Below are 16,955 nucleotides of genomic sequence, written 5' to 3'. Positions count from 1 at the left end.
CGAGGACAACCAAACCGGTTTGGAAGGAGGGCGTCAAGAGGCCGGAGCCTGTGATGCCCGTCACCGGGGAGGGATGGCGGCGGCCGGCCGCCCGGCGTCCGAGCCGTCCGGCTGTGCGGGGATCCGGGCGCGGGCCCGGGCGAGCAGCCCCGCCGCATCGGGCTCCGCCTGGAGCGAGGCGAGGGCCAGCCGCCACCACTCTTCGAGCCGTTCCGGCCAGCCCCACTTGCCCGGCATCTCGTCGGTCAGGGTGCAGTGCCCGTAGAACCCGCACACCAGTGCCACGGCCGCCGCCGACGGCTCGACGCCTTCCGCGAGTTCGCCCCGCGTCCGGGCCTGGGCGAGGAGCCTGGCGCACGCGAGCGCCCAGGTGCCGAACGGTGTCGGCACGGGCGACCCGATGGCGCGGCGCTCCGCCCACAGCCGCGCGCCGGCCCGCGCCACGACGTCCTCGCTGAGCGACCGGGCGACGCGGAAGCTGAGCGCGACCAGCTTCTCCAGCGGAGGGACGCCGGGTGCGGCGTAGACGGCGGCGAGCTGCGGCCAGGTGGCGAACTGCTCGCGGACGACGGCAAGGGCGAGCTTTTCCTTGCTGGAGTAATGGAAGTAGATCGCGCCGCTGGTCTTTCCCGAGTGGTCACTTATGTCATTGACACTCGTGCCCGCATATCCCCGTTCTACGAATAGATGTGCCGCCGATTCCAGCAGCACTTTCCGGGTTGCGCGCGCCCTGTCCTGCACCTGTTCCACCTTCGCTCATACGTGCTAGCGCCGCGACGTGAAAGCCCGTCCCGTCCCTGTGCGAGGGGCCCAGTCGCATCGCGCGACGATCCTATTATTCATCGCCGGGGCCGCGCAGTCGGCCGGTACTTCTTCATGTATTCCGGTGCACTCGAATTGGTGATTGCGGAATTCGGGGCCACCGAAATAACGTAATGGTCATGATGTTTCGGACGGGCTGACCCTCGGGGTCGCGAGCCCGTCGCGGCGCCCGGCGGAATCGACCTGGCCGCCGCGCTCACGGAGCGACGCCCGCGTCCGATTCCTCCCTTCCACAGGTGTGCCATCCGGCACATGTCTGCGCCCTCGTACCTCACCGGTTCGGCGCAGCCTCCGAGAACGGCGGTTACATGACAGCTCATCGCATTTTTTCCTGGTCCCCGTCCGCCCTCGTCTTCGACTGCGACGGCACCCTGATGGATACGGAAAGGCACTGGCAGGAGGCCCGCACCCTCACGTTCCGGCTCTACGGGCTCGCCTCGCCCGCCGGGTTCGCGGACCGGGCGAAGGGCGTGCACTACATCGAGTGCGGCGCCCTGATGGCCCGGGAGACGGGAAAACCCGACCTGGCCGGCGACTTCGCCGACACCCTCCTGAGCACCTTCACGGCGCTGGTCGAGGAGGACCCGGTCACCATGCCGGGCGCCGCCGCGCTGGTCCGGCTCGCCGCCCGCCACCGCCCGCTCGCGGTGGCCAGCAACTGCCCCCGCGCCACGGTGGAGTCGTGCCTCGACCGGGCCGGGCTCCTCGGCTGCTTCCAGCATGTCGTGGTCGCCGGCGAGGAGGTGCGGCCCAAGCCCGAACCGGACGTCTACCGGGTGGCCGCCCGCCTCTGCGGCGTACCGCCCGAGGAGGCCCTGGCCGTGGAGGACTCGCTGACCGGCATGGAGTCGGCGCGCCGGGCGGGCCTTCGGGTGATCGGCATCGGGACGCGCCCGCCGGACCCGGACGGCGAGCAGGCCGACCTGTGGGTGACGAGCCTGGCCGACCCCGAACTGCTCAGCTGGGCCCGCAGCCGCCTCGGCCCCTGAGCGGCGGGCGGGTCAGTCTCCGGAGAGGTGGGGCGCCAGCGTCCGCACCGTTCCCCCTGCGGACGCGAAGAACAGGGCCATGCCCACGGCCCCCGGATCCGGGACGCCGGTGGCCCGCTCGCCCAGGTAACTGGCCCGTCCCATGCGCGCCGCCTGGGACGCCGTCTCCCGCACCCCTCGCCACGCCGCGTCCGCGGCGGCGGCCAGGGCGTCTGCGGGGGGCGCGTCCCCGGCCGCCCGCAGCGCGTCGGCGGCCGGGGCCAGCGCGTCGACCAGCGTCTTGTCCCCGGGTGCCGCGTCCCCGACGCGGCGGATGGCGGCCAGGCCCTCGGCGGCGCCCTCGGCGAGCGCGCCCGTCGTCAGCCCCGGTCCGGCGCCGGCGGCCCGGCCCATCGCCTGGAACAGCAGACCGAACAGCGGTCCGCTGGTCCCGCCGACCTCGTCCAGGAAGGCGGTGGCCAGGGCGGCGAGCTGGTCGCCCGGGCCCGCCGACGCCGCCAGCCGGTCGAGCAGCGGACCGGCGGCCCCGACCCCGGCGGCGAGGTTGGCGCCGAAGTCGCCGTCGCCCGCCTGCTGGTCCAGCTCCGTCAGTTCGGCCTCCGTGGCGTGGACCGAGTCCGCGAAGCGCCCCGCCCACTCACGGGTGCGCGTGCCGTCCAGGGTGTCGCTCGTCATGGACCCTCCTCGTACGTTCGTCCCGTCGGGGGCCGGCCGGTCACCACCGCAGTGCCGGGGTGTGTACGGGTGCGTCGTAGAAGTCCAGGGCGGCCCGGTCGGCCGCCATGAGGGTGACGGAGAACCCCCGCATGTCCAGCGCCGTCACGTACTCGCCCACCAGATGGCGCGCGAGCCGCACCCCTCGGGCGTCGAGCACCCGGCCCAACTCCCCGAACACCGCGTACAGTTCGAGAGAGGTGACGGCCCCGAGCCCGTTGACGAGAGCGACGACCGACTCCTCGGACCCGGGCCGCAACGCCTCCAGCAGCGCCCCGGTCATCTCCTCCACCAGCGCGCCCAGGGTGCCCTGTTCGCGGGTGCGCGCGGCGCGCTCCCCGTGGATCCCGACGCCGTACTCCAGCTCGCCGGGCGGCAGTTCGAACGCCGGCTCACCGGTGGCCGGCGCGTGGTGCGCGGCCGAGGCGACCGCGAGCGTACGGCACCGGCCCGCGAGCCCCGTACCCAGCTCCACCAGCTCTTCGAGCCCCATCCCCGTGTCGGCGGCTGCGCCCAGGACCTTCTCCAGCAGCACCGTGGCGCCCGTGCCGCGCCGTCCGGCGGCGATGTCCTCCGAGTCGGTGGCCAGGTCGTCGTCCACGAGGACCCGCGCACAGGCGATCCCCGCGTCGGCGAGGCGCTCGGCCGCGATGCCGAAGTTGATCCGGTCGCCCGTGTAGTTCTTCACGATGTGCAGTACGCCGTCCGGCCCGGCCACCGCGCGCGAGGCCCGGAAGATCTGCCGGTTGTGCGGCGAGGCGAACACCCTCCCGGGGCAGGCCGCATCGAGCATGCCCGCACCGACGAACCCCGCGTGCAGCGGCTCGTGCCCGGACCCGCCCCCGGACAACAGCCCCACCCGCCGCCCGGGCGCGGGGTGCCGGGCGGTGACGAAACCGTCCGCCGCGTCGTACCGCACCAGATCCTCGTGCGCACGGGCGAAACCGGCCAACGCGTCGGACACGAGTTCACCGGCGCCGTTCTCGAAGTACCTGGCCATGAGCCGCACCCATCCCGTCCCTGGCGGTGAGGCCGTACGAGCCGACCTGGACGATAATCCCATGGTGCGGGTAACGGTCCGCATGCGGCAACTCGCACAGCGTGGGGGTGCGGGTGGTGGGAGGTGCGTCATAGGGTGCGCCGGAGCGGGGGAGGGCGCATGACGCGGCTCGACAGAGGGGGCGCGGCCGAGCGCGCCGGGTCGGCGCCGTCGTCCGTATCCGTCGCGCTGCTGTGCGTGGCCTTCCTCGCGTCCGCTCCGCTGTGGTCCGGCCTGCTGGCCGCGCCCGAGCGGTCCGTCGTGGTGATGCTGGTGGCGGGCGCGCCGCTGATCTGGGTGCTGAGCACAGTGCTCACCTTCGGCTACGTCCTGCCGCTGGTGGCCGCGGCGCACTGGTTCGGCAGGCGCCGGGGGCGTGGTGAGCGTCGGCGGTATGTGGTGGCGGCCACGCTCCTCGGATTGGCGGCGGCGGCCGGACTTCCCACGCTGGTCCTGATGGCGCGGGCGGGATCCGGTGACGGGAGCCAACTCGCCGCGCACGGCGCACTGGTCGCTGCGGTGCTGTGGGTCGTCTCGGCACCGGCGGCCCTGGCCGTCCACCTCACCCTGCGGCGCGAGCGTGCCGGCCGCCCGGTGCGGCCGGTGGCGGACATCATCCTCTGGGGGACGGTGGCGCTCGGCGTCGAGTTCGTCGGCCTGCTGGTGTTCGGGTGATCCGGGTGTGCCACCGTAGGCCGCATGGGCGTGGATGACCATGAGAAGGACCTGGCTCTGGCGCGCGCCGTACGGCTGCGGGAGCAGGGTGAGGCCGGGGCGGCCCGGGAGCAGTTGCTGGGGCTGGCCGGGCGGTATCCGGAGGACGCCGTGATCGCCTACCAGACCGCCTGGGTGCACGACGTCCTCGGCCTGGAGGCTGAGGCCGTGCCGTTCTACGAGCGGGCGCTGGCGGGGGAGGGCCTGGCCCGCGAGGACCGGCACGGGGCGTTCCTCGGGCTGGGGAGCACGTACCGGGTCCTGGGTCGTTACGAGGAGGCCGCGCGCACCCTGCGGCGCGGGCTCGACGCGTTCCCGGAGGACCCGGCGCTCCGGGCGTTCCTGGCCATGGCGTTGTACAACCGCGGCGAGGGCCGCGAGGCGGTGGGCCTGCTCCTGAAGACGCTGGCCACCGCCTCCGACGACCCCGGGGTGCGGCAGTACCGGCGGGCGATCGAGCACTACGCCGACGATCTGGACGCCGTGGAGCCGGGGTGAGCCGGGGGCCGGATCACCCCGGCCCCCGGCCGGACCGGGGTCAGCCCAGGCCCGCGATCCAGCCGTCCACCGTGGTGACCTCGCTCTGGTTCGGGAACACCTTCTCGGTGAGCACCCGGTGCACCTCCGGGTCGCGGTCGGCGCAGCCGTCGGCCAGGACGGTGAGCCGGTAGTCGAGGTCGGCGGCCTGGCGGAGCGTCGAGAGCACGACGCCGCTGGTGGCGAGACCGGTCAGAACCAGGTGGTCGACGCCCGCCCCGCGCAGGACGAGATCGAGGTCGCTGCCCGTGAAGGCGCTGACCCGCTTCTTGGTGACGACGGCCTCACCGGGCCGGGGCGCGACGTCCGGGTGGATCTCCGCCCCCGGGTCGGCCTCGGTGAACGCCCCCTCCGGCAGGGCGCCGAAGAGCGGGCTGGACTTGGCCTCGGGGCGGCCCGGCCGGAAGCCGACGACGACGTGCACGACGGGCACACCGGCCGCGCGGGCCGCGGCGACGGCCCGGGCGAGGCGCGGGGTGAAACCGGCGTCGAGGCCGGGGACGCGGCCGACGATGGCCTTCTGCAGGTCCATCACGAGCAGGGCGGGGCGGGTCATGGGGTGTCCTCATCGTTCTGGGAGTCGTTCTCGGAGCTCTCGCCGATACGCCGCAGTGAGCGGTCGGCGACGGTGACCGCCAGGAACAGGAAGCCGGCGGCGAGCATGAACCAGGCCAGGTGGTGCAGGCCCGGGGTGTCGGCGCGCTGCCCGAAGAAGGCGCCGTTGGCGGCCGACGCGGTGATGGCGCCGAGGTAGCCGAAGGTGCGCAGCAGCCCGGCGGAGGAGCCGATGCGGTCGGCGTCGGCCTGGTGGTAGACCGCGTTCTGAAGGGCGAGGCCGTTCAGCCCCTGGGGCACACCCAGGACGACCACGACGGCCAGCAGCATCCACACGGGGCTGTCGCCGTGCAGGAGGAGCAGCATCGCGCACGCCGCGATCTGCCCGACCGCGCCGACCAGGAGCTTCCCGCGCACCGCCTGGCGCCGTCCGGTGAGGGCGGAGACGGCGATCCCCGTCGCGAACAGCGGCAGCTGGACCAGCCCCGCCTGCGAGGCGGACAGCCCGCGCCCCTGCTCGGTCCACTGCGTGAATCCGTACAGGAACGCGTAGGTGACGACGTAACAGAGCAGGGCGCGCCCGTACGTGGCGACCAGGGGCAGATTCCCGCCGAGCACCCGTACGTCGATGAACGGCTCCTCGGCCCGCAGCTCGCGCCAGGTGAATCCGGCACCGGCCACGAGGGTGAGCACCAGCAGGTACCAGTCGCCGCTGCCGACGTCCATCAGGAACAGCAGCAGGCACGACAGCGCCACGGCGAACAGCCCCATCCCCGGCAGGTCCAGGCTCCGCACCCAGGCGCGGCCGTCCGCGCGGGCCGACCCGGGGAGCGCGGGGATGCGGCGCGCCCCGAGGTACAGGCCGAGGAGCGCCAGCGGGATGTTGACGGCGAGAGTGGCGCGCCAGCCGCCGACGCCGACGAGCAGTCCGCCGACGCTCGGGCCGACGACGGCGATGGTCTGCGTGGTGATCGCGAGCGCGGTCAGCACCCCGGCCGGGCTCTTCTGGCCGGTGCGCCGGGCCTCGCTGCGGATCAGGTACATGGCGGCCGGATAACCGGAGCAGGTGCCGAAGCCGAGCAGCACCCGTGCGGCGACGAGCACGCCGAGGCTGGGCGCCAGCATGCCGACGACCCCGGCGATCCCGGTCAGCGCGGTCCCGGCGAGGAACAGCCGCCGGGGCCCGAACAGGTCGATCAGCCGGCCCATCACCGGCTGGCCTATCGCGGTGGCCAGGTAGAGGGCGGAGATCAGCCAGGCGGTCTGGGCGGGCGGCGCGCCGAAGGCGGCCCCGATCGGGACCAGCGAGACCGAGATGATGGAGGAGTTGACCGGATTGAGGGCGGCCCCCGTCATCATCGGGGCGAGCAGCCGCCGGTCGAAGCCCTGCGCCGAGCCCTTGTCCCGCTCGGGGCGCCACCGTTTCAGGGCGCGTGTCATTCCCGTACTCACGACCGGACGATCCGCTCCAGGACGGTCATCGCCGCCAGAAGCTCGCGCCGCTCCTCCTCCGTGCAGTGATCCTCCAGGGCCCGGGCGAGCCAGCCCTCCCCGGCGAGCCGGCGGTCCTCCAGGAAGGTGTGCCCGCTGTCGGTCACGTACACCAGCTGACGGCGGCCGTCCTCCGGGTCCGGGCGGCGGCCGACCAGACCACGCTCGGCCAGGGCACCGACGGTGCTCGTCACCGACTGGTGCCGTACGCCCTCGGCGGCGGCCAGCTCGACCACCGACGCCTCGCCGTCCTTGTCGAGGCGGCTGAGGACGGAGGTCTGGGAGGGCGTGAGCTCGTCGCGGTCGTACGTCTCCCGCAGGCGCCGCCGCAGTCGGCTGTACACCACGCGGATCTCGTGCGCCGCGCGTGCGGCCGTCTCGGAGACGGTCTGCTCGGTCTCGTTCATGCGTACAGCCTAGGGTGCGCAGTCTGGACTGCGCAAATATGTCGCGTGAGGGGGGTGAAGATTCACCCTTGCACGTGACTACGTAATTACGTAATCTCGTTCCATGGACTTGGAAGAGCGTGTCACCGAGCTCGAACGACGCCTGGCCGAGCTGGTGGACGCGGCCCCCGCCGCGCCCGCCGTGTCGGAGGCCGACTTCTGGGCGCTCGACGCGCTGAAGGCACGGCACCCGGTGACGGAGGAGGCGGACGGCGCCGTGCTGTTCACCGGAGCGGTGCGCGTACCGACCGGGCATCGCTACGAGTGGCAGTACGGGCTGCTGACCGAAACGGTGCTGGACGACAACTGGTCGGACGCCGCCGCGTCGTTCGCCGCGCTCGGCAACCCCGTGCGGCTGACGCTGCTGCGTGAGGTGCTGGGCGGGCTGCGCACCGCGGCCGAGCTGACCGCGCTCGACGGCGTCGGGACGACCGGGCAGGTCTACCACCATCTGCGCCAGCTGACGGGCGCCGGCTGGCTGCACTCCCCGGAGCGCGGCCGCTACGAGATACCGGCCGGGCGAGTCGTGCCGCTCCTGGTGGTGCTCACCGCCGCACGCCCGGTGACCTGACCGATTGCGTACACAGATCTACGTTCAAGGGGGAGAACATGTCCGTGGACCGACGGAAGATCGCCGCGAAGGTCCAGTACGCGCTGTGGGTGGTCTTCTTCGCCCAGATCGTCGTCGGATTCTTTGTCGAACTGCCGTACAACTACTGGTGGAGCTGGCTTCCGGCGCTCGGCGCGATGGGAATCGGCCTGGTGGCAGGCCGCTCCGCCCGCCACCGGATCGAGACCAGCCCTCCGCAGCCCGTCGCGGTGGCGCCTCCGGTGACCGGCCGCTGGTCCGCGGTCAACAGCCCCGCCGACAAGGTCCCGAGCCACGGGACGCACACCCTGGCGCAGACCTACGCCATCGACATCGTGGCCGAGCCCGCGGAGGGACCCGCCCGGCCCGCCCCCGTCTGGTTCTGGCCCGTCGCCCAGCGCAACCGGGACTATCCCGCCTTCGGCGCCCCCTTGTACGCGGTCGGTCCCGCGACCGTCGTGCACGCGGAGGACGGCCAGCGCGACCACCTGAGCCGCAGCTCGCTCGCCGGTGTCCTGTACTTCTGGCTGGTCGAGGGGGCGTGCCGGACCATAGGCGGCAGCCGTCGCATCGTGGGCAACCACATAGTCCTCGACCTGGGCGACGGAACGCACGCCGTGTACGCGCACGTCCAGCGCGGCTCCCTGCGCGTCCGGCCGGGCGACGAGGTGGGGCCCGGTGATCTGCTCGGCCGCTGCGGCAACTCGGGCAACTCCACCCAGCCCCATGTGCACTTCCAGCTGATGGACGGGCCGGACCTGGAGACGGCGAATGGAATCCCGTTCACCTGGCACGGAGCCGGCGTACCGGCCTCCGGCGAGACGTTCACCGTGGACGCCGACGCCGACGCCACCGCTCGGGCACGGCCTCAGGACGCCTGATCCGGACCTCCACCGTCTTCGCCGGGCGGCCCGTCGAGAACGGTGGGTGCGTACTCCAGCAGTTGGAGCCGGCCGTCGAAAGTGCGGCTCTCGACCAGATCGAGGCGGACATCGGGGTATGCGTCGAAGATCCTCTCCTGCCCGGTGGCGCCGGTGATGACCGGGAAGACGACGACGCGGAAGCGGTCCACGAGCCCGGCCACGAGCAGCGCCCGGCACAGGCTCAGGCTGCCGAGGGTACGCAGCGGACGCGTCTCCGTCCGCTTCATCTCCCTCACGGCCTCGACGGCGTCGCCCCTGACAAGCTCGGCGTTCTCCCAGAAGAGAGGCGGTTCCAGAGTGGACGAGAACACGACCTTGGGCATGCGGTTCAGCTCGGCGAACCCGGGGTCATCGGGCATCTGGGCGGCGAACCCCGACATGAGCCGGTAGGTCGTGGCTCCCATCAAACTGACATGTTGCTTCTCGCTCTCGCTGTCGATCCAGGCGAGGTATTCGGGTCCCTCCATGCCCCAGAACCCGGGCCAGCCCTCTGCGGACGCGTAGCCGTCGAGCGAAATGATGAAGTCCACCATGAGGCTGGTCATCGGACTGTCCCTTCACGATCGGTGGCTTGTCTCAGTAAGGACCGCTACCACCCCGCAAACTCATCGCCGACCCAGCACCGGCGGGGTCCGGCGCCCTGACCGGGCCACACGCCTACCGGCCGCCGTCCGCCTGGGTGAACAGCAGACGTCTCCGCGGCAGGTCGATGTCCAGGACGACGATGGTGATGCCCGCACCGACCTCGAAGTCGGCCGACCGGTCGGCCGAGGGGAACCCGGAATTCTTCGCAGCACCGGGATACTCCCTGAAGGGCACCAGGCCGACGATCCCGTCTCCGACATCGACGAATACGCCGATGGGACACACCGCGTTCACGGTTCCGCGCAGTACATGGCCCGCTTCTGTGCGGCAGGCGAAAGCTCTGAGCGGATCGGGCTGCAGGGCGCGCAAGGACAGCCGGGCCTCCGCGTTGTAGGTGTCGAAGCCGATGAACTCGCACGTGACGCGTTGCCCGATCCGCACGACCTGCTCCGGATCCGTGAAGTGCCGCCACGACAGTTCGGGCATGGTGAGGAACCCGACGCCCGGGAATATGGGATGTCCCGGGCCCTCGTCCAGTGCCACGAAGACCCCGAACCTCTCGATCGCCGCCACGGTGCCGGTGAGTATCTCTCCGTCGTGCAGTGACCCGAGGAACGTCCAGAGTTCCGGGCTCTCGGCCTGCCAGTCCATGCCGCCCACCCTGGCACGACCGTGGCCGTCTATGTCAGTCCCCGTCCGTACGATCACGCCATGTCTGATGCCTTCACGGTCCTGTGGACCCATGACGTGTGCCGGGCCCTGCGCAAGGCGGGGCGGGTGGGCGAGCGGCCGCCGGTCGCCTTCAGCGGTGTGCACTCGTCCCTGCCCGGGTGGGCGGGCGCGAGCGCCGGGGACACGGTGTACGCGGTGCACGTCAACCAGCGCCAGGTCTACGTGGTGAGCCGGCTGCGCGTGGTCGACAGGGAGCGGGGTGACTGCTGCGGCGCGGCTCCCGTCACATGGGAGGACCCGGCCCATCCGGGCCACGACGACTGGTCGATGCTCGGCGCCGACGGCTGCGGCGCCGAGGCGGTGCATGTGGCGGCGACCCCCGTGCGCTTCGACGTGCCGGTCCCCGGCGACCTGCTGCCGCAGCTGACCTGGCAGAACCGTCGAGGCAGGACGCGCGTCCTGAAGTACGTGGTGGACGGCCGCCTCGAAAACTCGATCAGCCTTCAGGGCTTCTACCGCCTGACCCCGGAGTCCGCCGACGCGCTGTCCGGGCTGGTCGACGGCGCGACCGGCTGAGACCGACGGACGAGAGCGGTTCTCGTCGGCTACCACCGGTGCGGGCGGCGGGTGGCGGTGAGGAGTACCGCCACCACCGTGACCATGGCCAGGGCGATGGCGAAGTGGGCTGCCCAGGCGCCTGCCGGGGTGGGGCCGCCCCAGGCGTGGGAGGTGTCCTCGCCCGCCGTGGCCAGCGGGTACAGCAGGCCGCGGGTGAGGAGGAGGACAACGGAGGGGGCGGCCAGGGCGAAGGCGAGGGCGTTCGCCGGGAGGCCTCGGAGGGCCCGGCCAACGACGGTGCGGAAGCGGTCCGGCGTGGTCGTCGGCAACGCGGTCGGCCCGCCGAGGGATGCGAGACGGTGCTGAAGCCGTCCGGCGGCGGACGCGTTGCCGGTCAGGGCCATCACCAGCGCGAGGCCGGTGGCGGGCAGGGCCAGCAGCGCATGGACCAGGAGCAGAGCGGCGCGCCGCGGCAGTGGACGGCGGTGCGCGGGGAGGGCGTCGGGCGCGAGCGTCATGGGGAGCCCCTTCTCGGTTTCGGTGCGATGACCGGACAGTAGGGGCACGGCCGCACCGACGGCGTCATACCGGGGAGCCAACCCGGCCGTCAGACCTCGGTAGTACTGCCGGTCCTCCTGGGACCGTCGGCGCCGCGCACCGACGGCCCGAAACCGGTTGAGCGGGAGCCGTCGACACGGAAGGGTCCGTGGTCATGGAGTACTTCTGCTACCACCGAGACCGGCCGGGCTCCCTCGCCCTGCGCGAAGAGCTGCTGGAGGATCACTGGTCCTACATGGACCGGTACGCGAAGGAGCTGATCGCCCGGGGCCCGACCTTCGCCGCTGACGGTGAGACACCCACCGGAAGCGTGCACATCGTGGACCTCCCGGATGCGGCCACCGCCCGGGCGTTCGCCTTCGATGAGCCCAACTACCAGGCAGGTGCCTATCGGGACGTTCTGATACGTCGTTGGCGCAACGTGCTGGGCCGCACCATGTGGGACTTTCCCGGGGGTTCGGAGGGCGGCAACCGCTACCTGGTGATCGGCCTCGGCGAAGGCCCCGCGGCCGACCCGGGCCTGCCGACAGCCGCCCAGGACGACCTGATCGCGTACGGGCCGCTGCTGTCCGACGACGGCGGGACCTGGCTCGGTACGGCCTGCCTGCTCAGGGCCGCGAGCCCTGACGAGGCACGCGCCGTCCTCACAGCGGACCGGTACGCCGGCATCGAGGTCCACGAGTGGGAGTTCGGCGGACGCCGGTGAAGGAAGGAGCGCCCGGCCGCGTGTGCGACCGGGCGCTCCCCCCGGCAACTGAGCCCGGGACCGACGGGCTCCGCTGCCGGGGCGTACCTCAGGCGGGTTCCTCGACGGGGTGTTCCTCGACGCTGTGCGAGTCGGTGAGGCTCAGCGCGCCGCCGGCCGCGATCAGCCCGACGACGACGGCGAGCAGTGCGTAGGTGATCCGTTCGCCGTGGAAGAAGGAGGCGACGAGGTCGCTGCTCCAGACCCCGGCCGGGAGCGACGTGGTGACCAGTGCGGCGATCAGCGTGCCGACCACCGCGGTGCCGACGCTGGAGCCGACCTCCTGGGCGGTGTCGTTCAGGGCGGCGGCGATCGACGTGCGGTTGCTCGGCATCGCGTCCACCAGGGCCACCGCGCAGATCGTCATCACGGTGCGCAGCCCCACGGTCATGAGCACCATGCACACCGCGATGACGGCGTACCCGTGCTCGACGCCCCAGGCGAGACCGGCCAGCGACCCCGCCAGGCAGGCCGCGCCCACCAGGCAGGCGATGCGGTGGCCGAACCGGCGGGCGAGCCACTCGGACAGCGGGGTGGCCATGAGCATCGTCACGATGATGGGCAGGTTGGCCAGGCCGGCCCGGACCGGGCTCCACCCGTACGCGTACTGGAAGTGCAGGATCAGCCCGAACATCACACTGGCCATCGCGATGGACGTCCCGATCTGCGCGAGCGCGGCCCCCCGCACCGTGCCGTTCGAGAAGACCCGCAGATCCAGCATGGGAGCCTTCGTGCGCCGCTCGTGCCGCACGAAGGCGACCGCGGCCGCGACCGCGCCCACGACGGACGCCAGGGTGATCCCGGAGAGCCAGCCGTGCTCGACGCCGCTGGTCAGCGAGTAGCAGGCGAGCCCGATGGCGGCGACGCTCAGCAGCGCGCCCGGCACGTCCAGCTTGTCCTTGGTCAGGTCCTCGGGGCGGTCGGCCGGGACGCCGAGCCGGACGCCGATGCACGCGATCAGCGCGATCGGGGCGTTGACGAGCAGCAGCCACTCCCACCGGACGTGCGCCAGCGCCGTACCGCCGAGCAGCGGGCCCAGGACGAAGCCGGACATGCCCACGATGATCATGACGGTCATCGCGCGCATCCGCAGCGCCTTGTCGTCGAACAGGCGGAATACCAGCGAGTTCGTGATCGGGGCCATCGCGGCGGCGGCCACGCCGAGCGCGGCGCGCAGGGCGATCAGCTCGCCCGCGGTGGAGACGAGCGCGACGCACAGGCTGAGCGCACCGAACACGGTGAGCCCGATGAGCAGCACCCGGCGGCGGCCGAGCCGGTCCGCCATCGATCCGGCGGTCAGCAGAAGGCCGCCGAACGTCAGCGAGTACGCACCGGTGACCCACTGCAACGCGGTTGTGCCGCTGCCCAGGTCGCGGCCGATCGTGGGCAGGGCGATCGACAGCAGGGTGTTGTCGACCATCTCGACGAAGAAGGCCAGGCACAGGGCGGCCAGGGGTATCCACGCCGCGCGCAGCGAGGGATAGGAACGGGACCCGTTCACGGGTGGGGCGGTAGTCATGGCGCGGTCCTTTCGATCGAACATCGTTCGGCTATCGAACGCCGTACGATGAGCTACGATAGAACAACGTTCGATGCGATGCAAAAAGCGAGAGGGAGAAGCCATGGCACAGCCGCAGCGGCGCCGGTCGGACGGAGGGCGCCGCCGGGCTTCGCACTCGATGGAGTCCGTGCTCACCGAGGCGGTGGCCCTGCTGGACGAGGCCGGTGCGCCCGCGCTGACGTTCCGCGCGCTCGCGCAGCGCCTGGGCGGCGGCGTCGCGAGCATCTACTGGTATGTGGGGAGCAAGGACGAACTGCTGGACCTTGCCACTGATCACGTGGTGGGCACGGTGCTCGCCGACGTCGAGAAGCTTCCGCAGGGCGACGACCCCATTGACAACCTCCGCGCGATGGCCGTGACGCTGTTCGACGCGATCGTGGACCGGCCCTGGCTCGGCGCGTACTTCATGCGCAACACCAACCTCCAGAGCAATTCGCTGCGCCTGTACGAGAAGCTCGGCCAGCAGACGCTGCGCCTGAAGCTCAACGCGCGCCAGCGGTTCCACGCGGTGTCCGCGGTGGTTGGAGTCGTCGTCGGGTCCGCCGTCGACATGGGCCAGGAGCCGCCGCAGGAGATCCTTGACGGTGCCGTGGACCGCGACGAGTACCTCGGCCGCTTCGCCAGTGCCTGGCGTGAGCTGGACCCGGCGGACTACCCGTTCGTCCACGAGATCATCGACGAGTTCGACGGCCACGACGACGTGGACCAGTTCCGCTCCGCGCTGGACCTGACCCTGGCCGGGCTGCGCCTGCAGGCCGGAGCGTAGGCCTCGACGGCTCAGTGACCCTTACGGCGCTCCGCGTCGAAGCGGCGCAGTACCCGGACCACGCGCCACACCCCGGCCGCCGCTCCGAGCAGCGCACCGCCGGTCAGGGTGCGGTCACGTGCCGGGCCGGTGACGTCGAAGACCAGGACGGCGCCGAAGGACACCGCGAAGACGGCCGCCCCCAGCAGGGCGGCCGACACCAGGGCGAAGACGATCTCCACCGTCATCGCGTCCTTCTCCCACCGTGACTCACGCCCCATGTCCATGGCGCAAGTCTCACATCGCGGTCAACCCCGACTGGGGCTGACCGCGGGGGAGTGCGGGGCCTCAGCCCGCCGCCTTCCGGACGAGCGACGTGATCTGTTCCTCGGCGGCGGCGGTCAGCTCGGTCAGGGCGTACGCGGCCGGCCACATCACGCCGTCGTCCAGCGCTGCCTGGTCGCTGAAGCCGAGCGTCGCGTACCTCGACTTGAACTTCTCCGCGCTCTGGAAATGGCAGACGACCTTGCCGTCCCTGGCGTACGCGGGCATGCCGTACCAGAGCTTCGGCGCGAGTGCCGGAGCGGCCTCTTTGACGATCTTGTGGATGCGCTCGGCGAGGACACGGTCCGCGTCCCGCATCTCGGCGATCTTCGCGAGGACGTCCTGCTCCGCCGCCGCTTCCTTCTCGGCCCGGGACGCACCGCGCCGGGAGGCCGCCTTCTTCTCCTCGCGCGCGTGCTCCTTCATCGCGGCCCGCTCCTCGGCGGTGAATCCGCTGTAGTTCTCGGAGGACTTCGACGTCGGCATGGCAGGGGGTTCCTTTCGTACGGGAAGGACGAGGGAGGAGTGGGCGTGCGGGTCAGGCGTGGTCGGCGGAGGCGGCGGGCTCCCAGGCGAAGCCGTCCGGGTCGGTGAAGGCGTCGGCGGTGCCACCGAGGACGATCCGGTGTTCGCCCGCCGTGTCGTCCGGGACGCCGAGGTCCTTGGCGAGGGCGCGCCGCTTGTACAGCGCCAGCTTGACGGCGGAGGACTCGCCGGGCAGGAACTCGGCGTACTTCCCGCCGAAGCTCTTGCCCACGGCCAGCCCCCGGTCCACGTAGAACTGCTTGGTGGCCTTCACGTCCTGCACGCCGAGCAGCAGGACGAACTCGTCGATCTCGCGGGTGGCGGGGCCGGTGTCCTTCTTGGCCGAGGTCGCGATCTTCCAGATCGTCCCGTCCGGGGCCTGTACGACGCCGCCGTACCCCCACAGCGACTTGGCGGCCGGCTTCAGCACGGTGGCCCCGGCGTCGACCGCGGCGGCCACGAAGCCGTCGACGGTGGCCGGTCCGGACACGGTGAGCGCCAGGGTGAAGCCGCGGAACCCGGTGTCCTGGGCCGCGCGGGCCCTCAGCCGGATGTGCGTGTCCACTCCGAAGGCGGTGTAGAAGCGGCGGGCCTCCTCGACGTCGGCCACCTCAAGGGTGACGGAGGAGAGGGAGGTGGTGGGCTTGGTGTCAGTGGTGGTGTCCATGAACTTCACGTTAGGTTCCGGGCCGGTGCCGGGGCTTCTTGATTCCTGACCGCTCTCGCGACCCGCTGTGCCAGGCACGCCGGCAGCCCCTCGACGCCCGGTGAAACCGCCGCGCCCGCGCTGTCCGCCCCGCTCTCCGCCAGGCGGCGGAAGCGCTCCGGCGTCAGGCCGGTCAGCTCGGTGAAGCGGGCGGTGAATATCCCCGGCGTCGCGCAGCCGACCGCGGCGCGCACGGCGTCGACGCCGAGCTCACCCCGTAGCAGCAGCGTCGCGCGGTCCACGCGACGGGCCGTCAGATAGGCGTACGGGGACTGCCCGTAGACGGTCCGGAACCGTCGGCTGAGGCAGCCGGGGGGCATGCCCGCCCCGCGCGCGAGCGCCACCACGTCGAGCGGCGCTGCGTAGGTCCGGTCGATCAGATCGCGGACGCGGCGCAGTCGCGCCACGTCGGCCGGGCGCTTCCCCGGGGTGTGTTGTACGGGTGAGATGTCCATGTCCAGCAGGCTAGGGACGCCCCGGCGGCCCCCGCTTCTCGATTCCTGATGAGCCCTGTGGGACGCCCCGTCAGACGGCTTCCCGCTTACGGGTGGCGTAGGCACGGGACTTGTTGCGGTTGCCGCACACCTTCATCGAGCACCAGCGGCGGCTGCGGTTCTTCGAGACGTCCCAGAAGGCCCAGGCACAGGTGTGTTCCGCGCAGCGCTTGAGCCGGGCCGCGTCGCCGGTGGTGACCAGCTCGTTCCAGGCGATCGCCAGGGCGGCCACGGGCCGGCGCTCCGGGGGCAGACCCGGGGCTGCGGCGAGCGTCCCCCGGGCGGTGACCAGCACCGGGTGCGCGGCAAGCACACGCTCGGCGGCGGCGAGCAGCGCGGGGTCGGCGGTGTCGCCCACGTGCGCGCCCAACTCCTCCCGGAGGCCCGCGCGCAGCGCGAGGTAGTCGGCGTGCACGTCCGCCGGGAGCTCTGCGGGGGCGTCGAGCAGACCGCGTCCGGTGAGCCAGGCGGACAACCCGGCGGCGGTGGCGATCTCGTCGCTCGCCTCCTCCACGTCGACCGTGTTGGCGAAGGCTTCGATCAGGACGGCGGGGGCCGGCTGCTCCAGCATGAGCGTCACTCCTTTCGCACCCCCACCATTCTACCGGCTATCGGCTTTACCGGTTGCGCGGCGCGGGCGGCGTGGGGCACAGTTCACTCACC

General features: G+C 72.1%; 23 protein-coding genes. 8 read left to right on the top strand and 15 right to left on the bottom strand.

Features of this window, described 5'->3' with window-relative positions; genetic code table 11:
- Nucleotides 1-60: 60 nt before the first annotated feature.
- Nucleotides 61-741 carry a ScbR family autoregulator-binding transcription factor gene (locus AMK18_RS31015; RefSeq protein WP_241836685.1) on the bottom strand — a complete coding sequence of 227 codons (681 nt, stop codon included), beginning with the start codon at nucleotides 739-741 and terminating at the stop codon, nucleotides 61-63.
- A 389-nt stretch (nucleotides 742-1,130) separates the two neighbouring features.
- On the opposite strand from AMK18_RS31015, the gene AMK18_RS31010 reads away from it, so the two are divergent.
- On the top strand, nucleotides 1,131-1,811 hold the full coding sequence (locus AMK18_RS31010) for an HAD family hydrolase (protein WP_073865410.1): 681 nt from the start codon (nucleotides 1,131-1,133) through the stop codon (nucleotides 1,809-1,811).
- A 12-nt stretch (nucleotides 1,812-1,823) separates the two neighbouring features.
- Here the strand turns inward: AMK18_RS31010 and dhaL are convergent, their stop codons facing one another.
- Nucleotides 1,824-2,486 carry a dihydroxyacetone kinase subunit DhaL gene (dhaL, locus tag AMK18_RS31005; RefSeq protein WP_073865409.1) on the bottom strand — a complete coding sequence of 221 codons (663 nt, stop codon included), beginning with the start codon at nucleotides 2,484-2,486 and terminating at the stop codon, nucleotides 1,824-1,826.
- Between the two features lie 40 nt (nucleotides 2,487-2,526).
- Nucleotides 2,527-3,525: a dihydroxyacetone kinase subunit DhaK gene (locus AMK18_RS31000; protein ID WP_073865408.1), complete on the bottom strand. Its 999-nt coding sequence runs from the start codon at nucleotides 3,523-3,525 to the stop codon at nucleotides 2,527-2,529.
- A 159-nt stretch (nucleotides 3,526-3,684) separates the two neighbouring features.
- Between AMK18_RS31000 and AMK18_RS30995 the strand changes: the two genes are divergently transcribed.
- Together AMK18_RS30995 and AMK18_RS30990 are read left to right on the top strand one after the other, a co-directional pair.
- Entirely contained in the window at nucleotides 3,685-4,239 is a 555-nt protein-coding gene (locus AMK18_RS30995) for a hypothetical protein (RefSeq protein WP_073865407.1), read from the top strand.
- 24 nt (nucleotides 4,240-4,263) lie between these two features.
- Nucleotides 4,264-4,776 (top strand): tetratricopeptide repeat protein, encoded by a 513-nt coding sequence (locus AMK18_RS30990; RefSeq protein WP_073865406.1) that lies wholly within the window; start codon nucleotides 4,264-4,266, stop codon nucleotides 4,774-4,776.
- A gap of 40 nt (nucleotides 4,777-4,816) precedes the next feature.
- Here AMK18_RS30990 and AMK18_RS30985 read toward each other — a convergent pair whose 3' ends face one another.
- The 3 genes from AMK18_RS30985 to AMK18_RS30975 are packed head-to-tail and all read right to left on the bottom strand — an operon-like array spanning nucleotide 4,817 to nucleotide 7,268.
- A complete protein-coding gene (locus AMK18_RS30985) occupies nucleotides 4,817-5,371 on the bottom strand; it encodes a cysteine hydrolase family protein (protein ID WP_073865405.1) in 555 nt (184 codons plus the stop codon).
- Entirely contained in the window at nucleotides 5,368-6,810 is a 1,443-nt protein-coding gene (locus tag AMK18_RS30980; protein ID WP_073865404.1) for an MFS transporter, read from the bottom strand. The genes AMK18_RS30985 and AMK18_RS30980 overlap by 4 nt, the downstream gene beginning before the upstream one ends.
- Before the next feature lie 8 nt (nucleotides 6,811-6,818).
- A complete protein-coding gene (locus AMK18_RS30975) occupies nucleotides 6,819-7,268 on the bottom strand; it encodes a MarR family winged helix-turn-helix transcriptional regulator (RefSeq protein ID WP_018103012.1) in 450 nt (149 codons plus the stop codon).
- 103 nt (nucleotides 7,269-7,371) lie between these two features.
- On the opposite strand from AMK18_RS30975, the gene AMK18_RS30970 reads away from it, so the two are divergent.
- Both AMK18_RS30970 and AMK18_RS30965 read left to right on the top strand, forming a co-directional pair.
- Nucleotides 7,372-7,878: an ArsR/SmtB family transcription factor gene (locus tag AMK18_RS30970; protein WP_073865403.1), complete on the top strand. Its 507-nt coding sequence runs from the start codon at nucleotides 7,372-7,374 to the stop codon at nucleotides 7,876-7,878.
- A gap of 38 nt (nucleotides 7,879-7,916) precedes the next feature.
- Nucleotides 7,917-8,777, top strand: a complete 861-nt coding sequence (locus AMK18_RS30965; RefSeq protein ID WP_073865402.1) for a M23 family metallopeptidase — start codon at nucleotides 7,917-7,919, stop codon at nucleotides 8,775-8,777.
- Here the strand turns inward: AMK18_RS30965 and AMK18_RS30960 are convergent.
- A complete protein-coding gene (locus AMK18_RS30960) occupies nucleotides 8,765-9,364 on the bottom strand; it encodes a dihydrofolate reductase family protein (RefSeq protein WP_073865401.1) in 600 nt (199 codons plus the stop codon). The two genes, AMK18_RS30965 and AMK18_RS30960, sit on opposite strands and share 13 nt — an antisense overlap.
- A gap of 112 nt (nucleotides 9,365-9,476) precedes the next feature.
- Nucleotides 9,477-10,055, bottom strand: coding sequence for a S1 RNA-binding domain-containing protein (locus tag AMK18_RS30955; RefSeq protein ID WP_073865400.1), 579 nt, complete (start codon nucleotides 10,053-10,055; stop codon nucleotides 9,477-9,479).
- A gap of 60 nt (nucleotides 10,056-10,115) precedes the next feature.
- Here AMK18_RS30955 and AMK18_RS30950 point away from each other — a divergent pair, with 60 nt between their 5' ends.
- On the top strand, nucleotides 10,116-10,652 hold the full coding sequence (locus AMK18_RS30950) for a hypothetical protein (RefSeq protein WP_073865399.1): 537 nt from the start codon (nucleotides 10,116-10,118) through the stop codon (nucleotides 10,650-10,652).
- Nucleotides 10,653-10,681: 29 nt separating this feature from the next.
- Here the strand turns inward: AMK18_RS30950 and AMK18_RS30945 are convergent, their stop codons facing one another.
- Entirely contained in the window at nucleotides 10,682-11,152 is a 471-nt protein-coding gene (locus AMK18_RS30945; RefSeq protein WP_073865398.1) for a hypothetical protein, read from the bottom strand.
- A 194-nt stretch (nucleotides 11,153-11,346) separates the two neighbouring features.
- Here AMK18_RS30945 and AMK18_RS30940 point away from each other — a divergent pair, with 194 nt between their 5' ends.
- A complete protein-coding gene (locus AMK18_RS30940) occupies nucleotides 11,347-11,898 on the top strand; it encodes a YciI family protein (RefSeq protein WP_073865625.1) in 552 nt (183 codons plus the stop codon).
- Between the two features lie 88 nt (nucleotides 11,899-11,986).
- On the opposite strand, the gene AMK18_RS30935 is transcribed toward AMK18_RS30940, so the two are convergent.
- A complete protein-coding gene (locus AMK18_RS30935) occupies nucleotides 11,987-13,456 on the bottom strand; it encodes an MFS transporter (RefSeq protein WP_073865397.1) in 1,470 nt (489 codons plus the stop codon).
- Between the two features lie 160 nt (nucleotides 13,457-13,616).
- Here AMK18_RS30935 and AMK18_RS30930 point away from each other — a divergent pair, with 160 nt between their 5' ends.
- Nucleotides 13,617-14,264 (top strand): TetR/AcrR family transcriptional regulator, encoded by a 648-nt coding sequence (locus AMK18_RS30930; RefSeq protein WP_018103020.1) that lies wholly within the window; start codon nucleotides 13,617-13,619, stop codon nucleotides 14,262-14,264.
- A gap of 11 nt (nucleotides 14,265-14,275) precedes the next feature.
- Here the strand turns inward: AMK18_RS30930 and AMK18_RS30925 are convergent, their stop codons facing one another.
- The 5 genes from AMK18_RS30925 to AMK18_RS30905 form a co-directional block, all read right to left on the bottom strand.
- Nucleotides 14,276-14,530 (bottom strand): DUF6332 family protein, encoded by a 255-nt coding sequence (locus AMK18_RS30925; RefSeq protein ID WP_073865396.1) that lies wholly within the window; start codon nucleotides 14,528-14,530, stop codon nucleotides 14,276-14,278.
- 61 nt (nucleotides 14,531-14,591) lie between these two features.
- Nucleotides 14,592-15,053, bottom strand: a complete 462-nt coding sequence (locus tag AMK18_RS30920; protein ID WP_073865395.1) for an iron chaperone — start codon at nucleotides 15,051-15,053, stop codon at nucleotides 14,592-14,594.
- 52 nt (nucleotides 15,054-15,105) lie between these two features.
- The gene (locus tag AMK18_RS30915) at nucleotides 15,106-15,759 is read right to left on the bottom strand and encodes a glyoxalase (protein WP_241836684.1); all 654 of its coding nucleotides are present in this window, start codon (nucleotides 15,757-15,759) and stop codon (nucleotides 15,106-15,108) included.
- Between the two features lie 5 nt (nucleotides 15,760-15,764).
- Entirely contained in the window at nucleotides 15,765-16,253 is a 489-nt protein-coding gene (locus AMK18_RS30910; RefSeq protein WP_073865393.1) for a helix-turn-helix domain-containing protein, read from the bottom strand.
- A 70-nt stretch (nucleotides 16,254-16,323) separates the two neighbouring features.
- Nucleotides 16,324-16,863 carry a CGNR zinc finger domain-containing protein gene (locus tag AMK18_RS30905; RefSeq protein WP_073865392.1) on the bottom strand — a complete coding sequence of 180 codons (540 nt, stop codon included), beginning with the start codon at nucleotides 16,861-16,863 and terminating at the stop codon, nucleotides 16,324-16,326.
- Nucleotides 16,864-16,955 lie beyond the last annotated feature (92 nt).

Origin of the sequence: Streptomyces sp. CB01249 (assembly GCF_001905735.1) — a bacterium.
Classification (GTDB): domain Bacteria; phylum Actinomycetota; class Actinomycetes; order Streptomycetales; family Streptomycetaceae; genus Streptomyces.
This window is presented reverse-complemented; position numbering and strand designations above follow the sequence as displayed.

Bases quoted from the DNA above. Each gene is read 5' to 3' on its own strand.
- AMK18_RS31010 (WP_073865410.1), top strand. From the start codon at position 1,131: ATGACAGCTCATCGCATTTTTTCCTGGTCCCCGTCCGCCCTCGTCTTC.
- dhaL (WP_073865409.1), bottom strand. From the start codon at position 2,486: ATGACGAGCGACACCCTGGACGGCACGCGCACCCGTGAGTGGGCGGGG.
- AMK18_RS31000 (WP_073865408.1), bottom strand. From the start codon at position 3,525: ATGGCCAGGTACTTCGAGAACGGCGCCGGTGAACTCGTGTCCGACGCG.
- AMK18_RS30995 (WP_073865407.1), top strand. From the start codon at position 3,685: ATGACGCGGCTCGACAGAGGGGGCGCGGCCGAGCGCGCCGGGTCGGCG.
- AMK18_RS30990 (WP_073865406.1), top strand. From the start codon at position 4,264: ATGGGCGTGGATGACCATGAGAAGGACCTGGCTCTGGCGCGCGCCGTA.
- AMK18_RS30985 (WP_073865405.1), bottom strand. From the start codon at position 5,371: ATGACCCGCCCCGCCCTGCTCGTGATGGACCTGCAGAAGGCCATCGTC.
- AMK18_RS30980 (WP_073865404.1), bottom strand. From the start codon at position 6,810: ATGACACGCGCCCTGAAACGGTGGCGCCCCGAGCGGGACAAGGGCTCG.
- AMK18_RS30975 (WP_018103012.1), bottom strand. From the start codon at position 7,268: ATGAACGAGACCGAGCAGACCGTCTCCGAGACGGCCGCACGCGCGGCG.
- AMK18_RS30970 (WP_073865403.1), top strand. From the start codon at position 7,372: ATGGACTTGGAAGAGCGTGTCACCGAGCTCGAACGACGCCTGGCCGAG.
- AMK18_RS30965 (WP_073865402.1), top strand. From the start codon at position 7,917: ATGTCCGTGGACCGACGGAAGATCGCCGCGAAGGTCCAGTACGCGCTG.
- AMK18_RS30960 (WP_073865401.1), bottom strand. From the start codon at position 9,364: ATGACCAGCCTCATGGTGGACTTCATCATTTCGCTCGACGGCTACGCG.
- AMK18_RS30955 (WP_073865400.1), bottom strand. From the start codon at position 10,055: ATGGACTGGCAGGCCGAGAGCCCGGAACTCTGGACGTTCCTCGGGTCA.
- AMK18_RS30950 (WP_073865399.1), top strand. From the start codon at position 10,116: ATGTCTGATGCCTTCACGGTCCTGTGGACCCATGACGTGTGCCGGGCC.
- AMK18_RS30945 (WP_073865398.1), bottom strand. From the start codon at position 11,152: ATGACGCTCGCGCCCGACGCCCTCCCCGCGCACCGCCGTCCACTGCCG.
- AMK18_RS30940 (WP_073865625.1), top strand. From the start codon at position 11,347: ATGGAGTACTTCTGCTACCACCGAGACCGGCCGGGCTCCCTCGCCCTG.
- AMK18_RS30935 (WP_073865397.1), bottom strand. From the start codon at position 13,456: ATGACTACCGCCCCACCCGTGAACGGGTCCCGTTCCTATCCCTCGCTG.
- AMK18_RS30930 (WP_018103020.1), top strand. From the start codon at position 13,617: ATGGAGTCCGTGCTCACCGAGGCGGTGGCCCTGCTGGACGAGGCCGGT.
- AMK18_RS30925 (WP_073865396.1), bottom strand. From the start codon at position 14,530: ATGGACATGGGGCGTGAGTCACGGTGGGAGAAGGACGCGATGACGGTG.
- AMK18_RS30920 (WP_073865395.1), bottom strand. From the start codon at position 15,053: ATGCCGACGTCGAAGTCCTCCGAGAACTACAGCGGATTCACCGCCGAG.
- AMK18_RS30915 (WP_241836684.1), bottom strand. From the start codon at position 15,759: ATGGACACCACCACTGACACCAAGCCCACCACCTCCCTCTCCTCCGTC.
- AMK18_RS30910 (WP_073865393.1), bottom strand. From the start codon at position 16,253: ATGGACATCTCACCCGTACAACACACCCCGGGGAAGCGCCCGGCCGAC.
- AMK18_RS30905 (WP_073865392.1), bottom strand. From the start codon at position 16,863: ATGCTGGAGCAGCCGGCCCCCGCCGTCCTGATCGAAGCCTTCGCCAAC.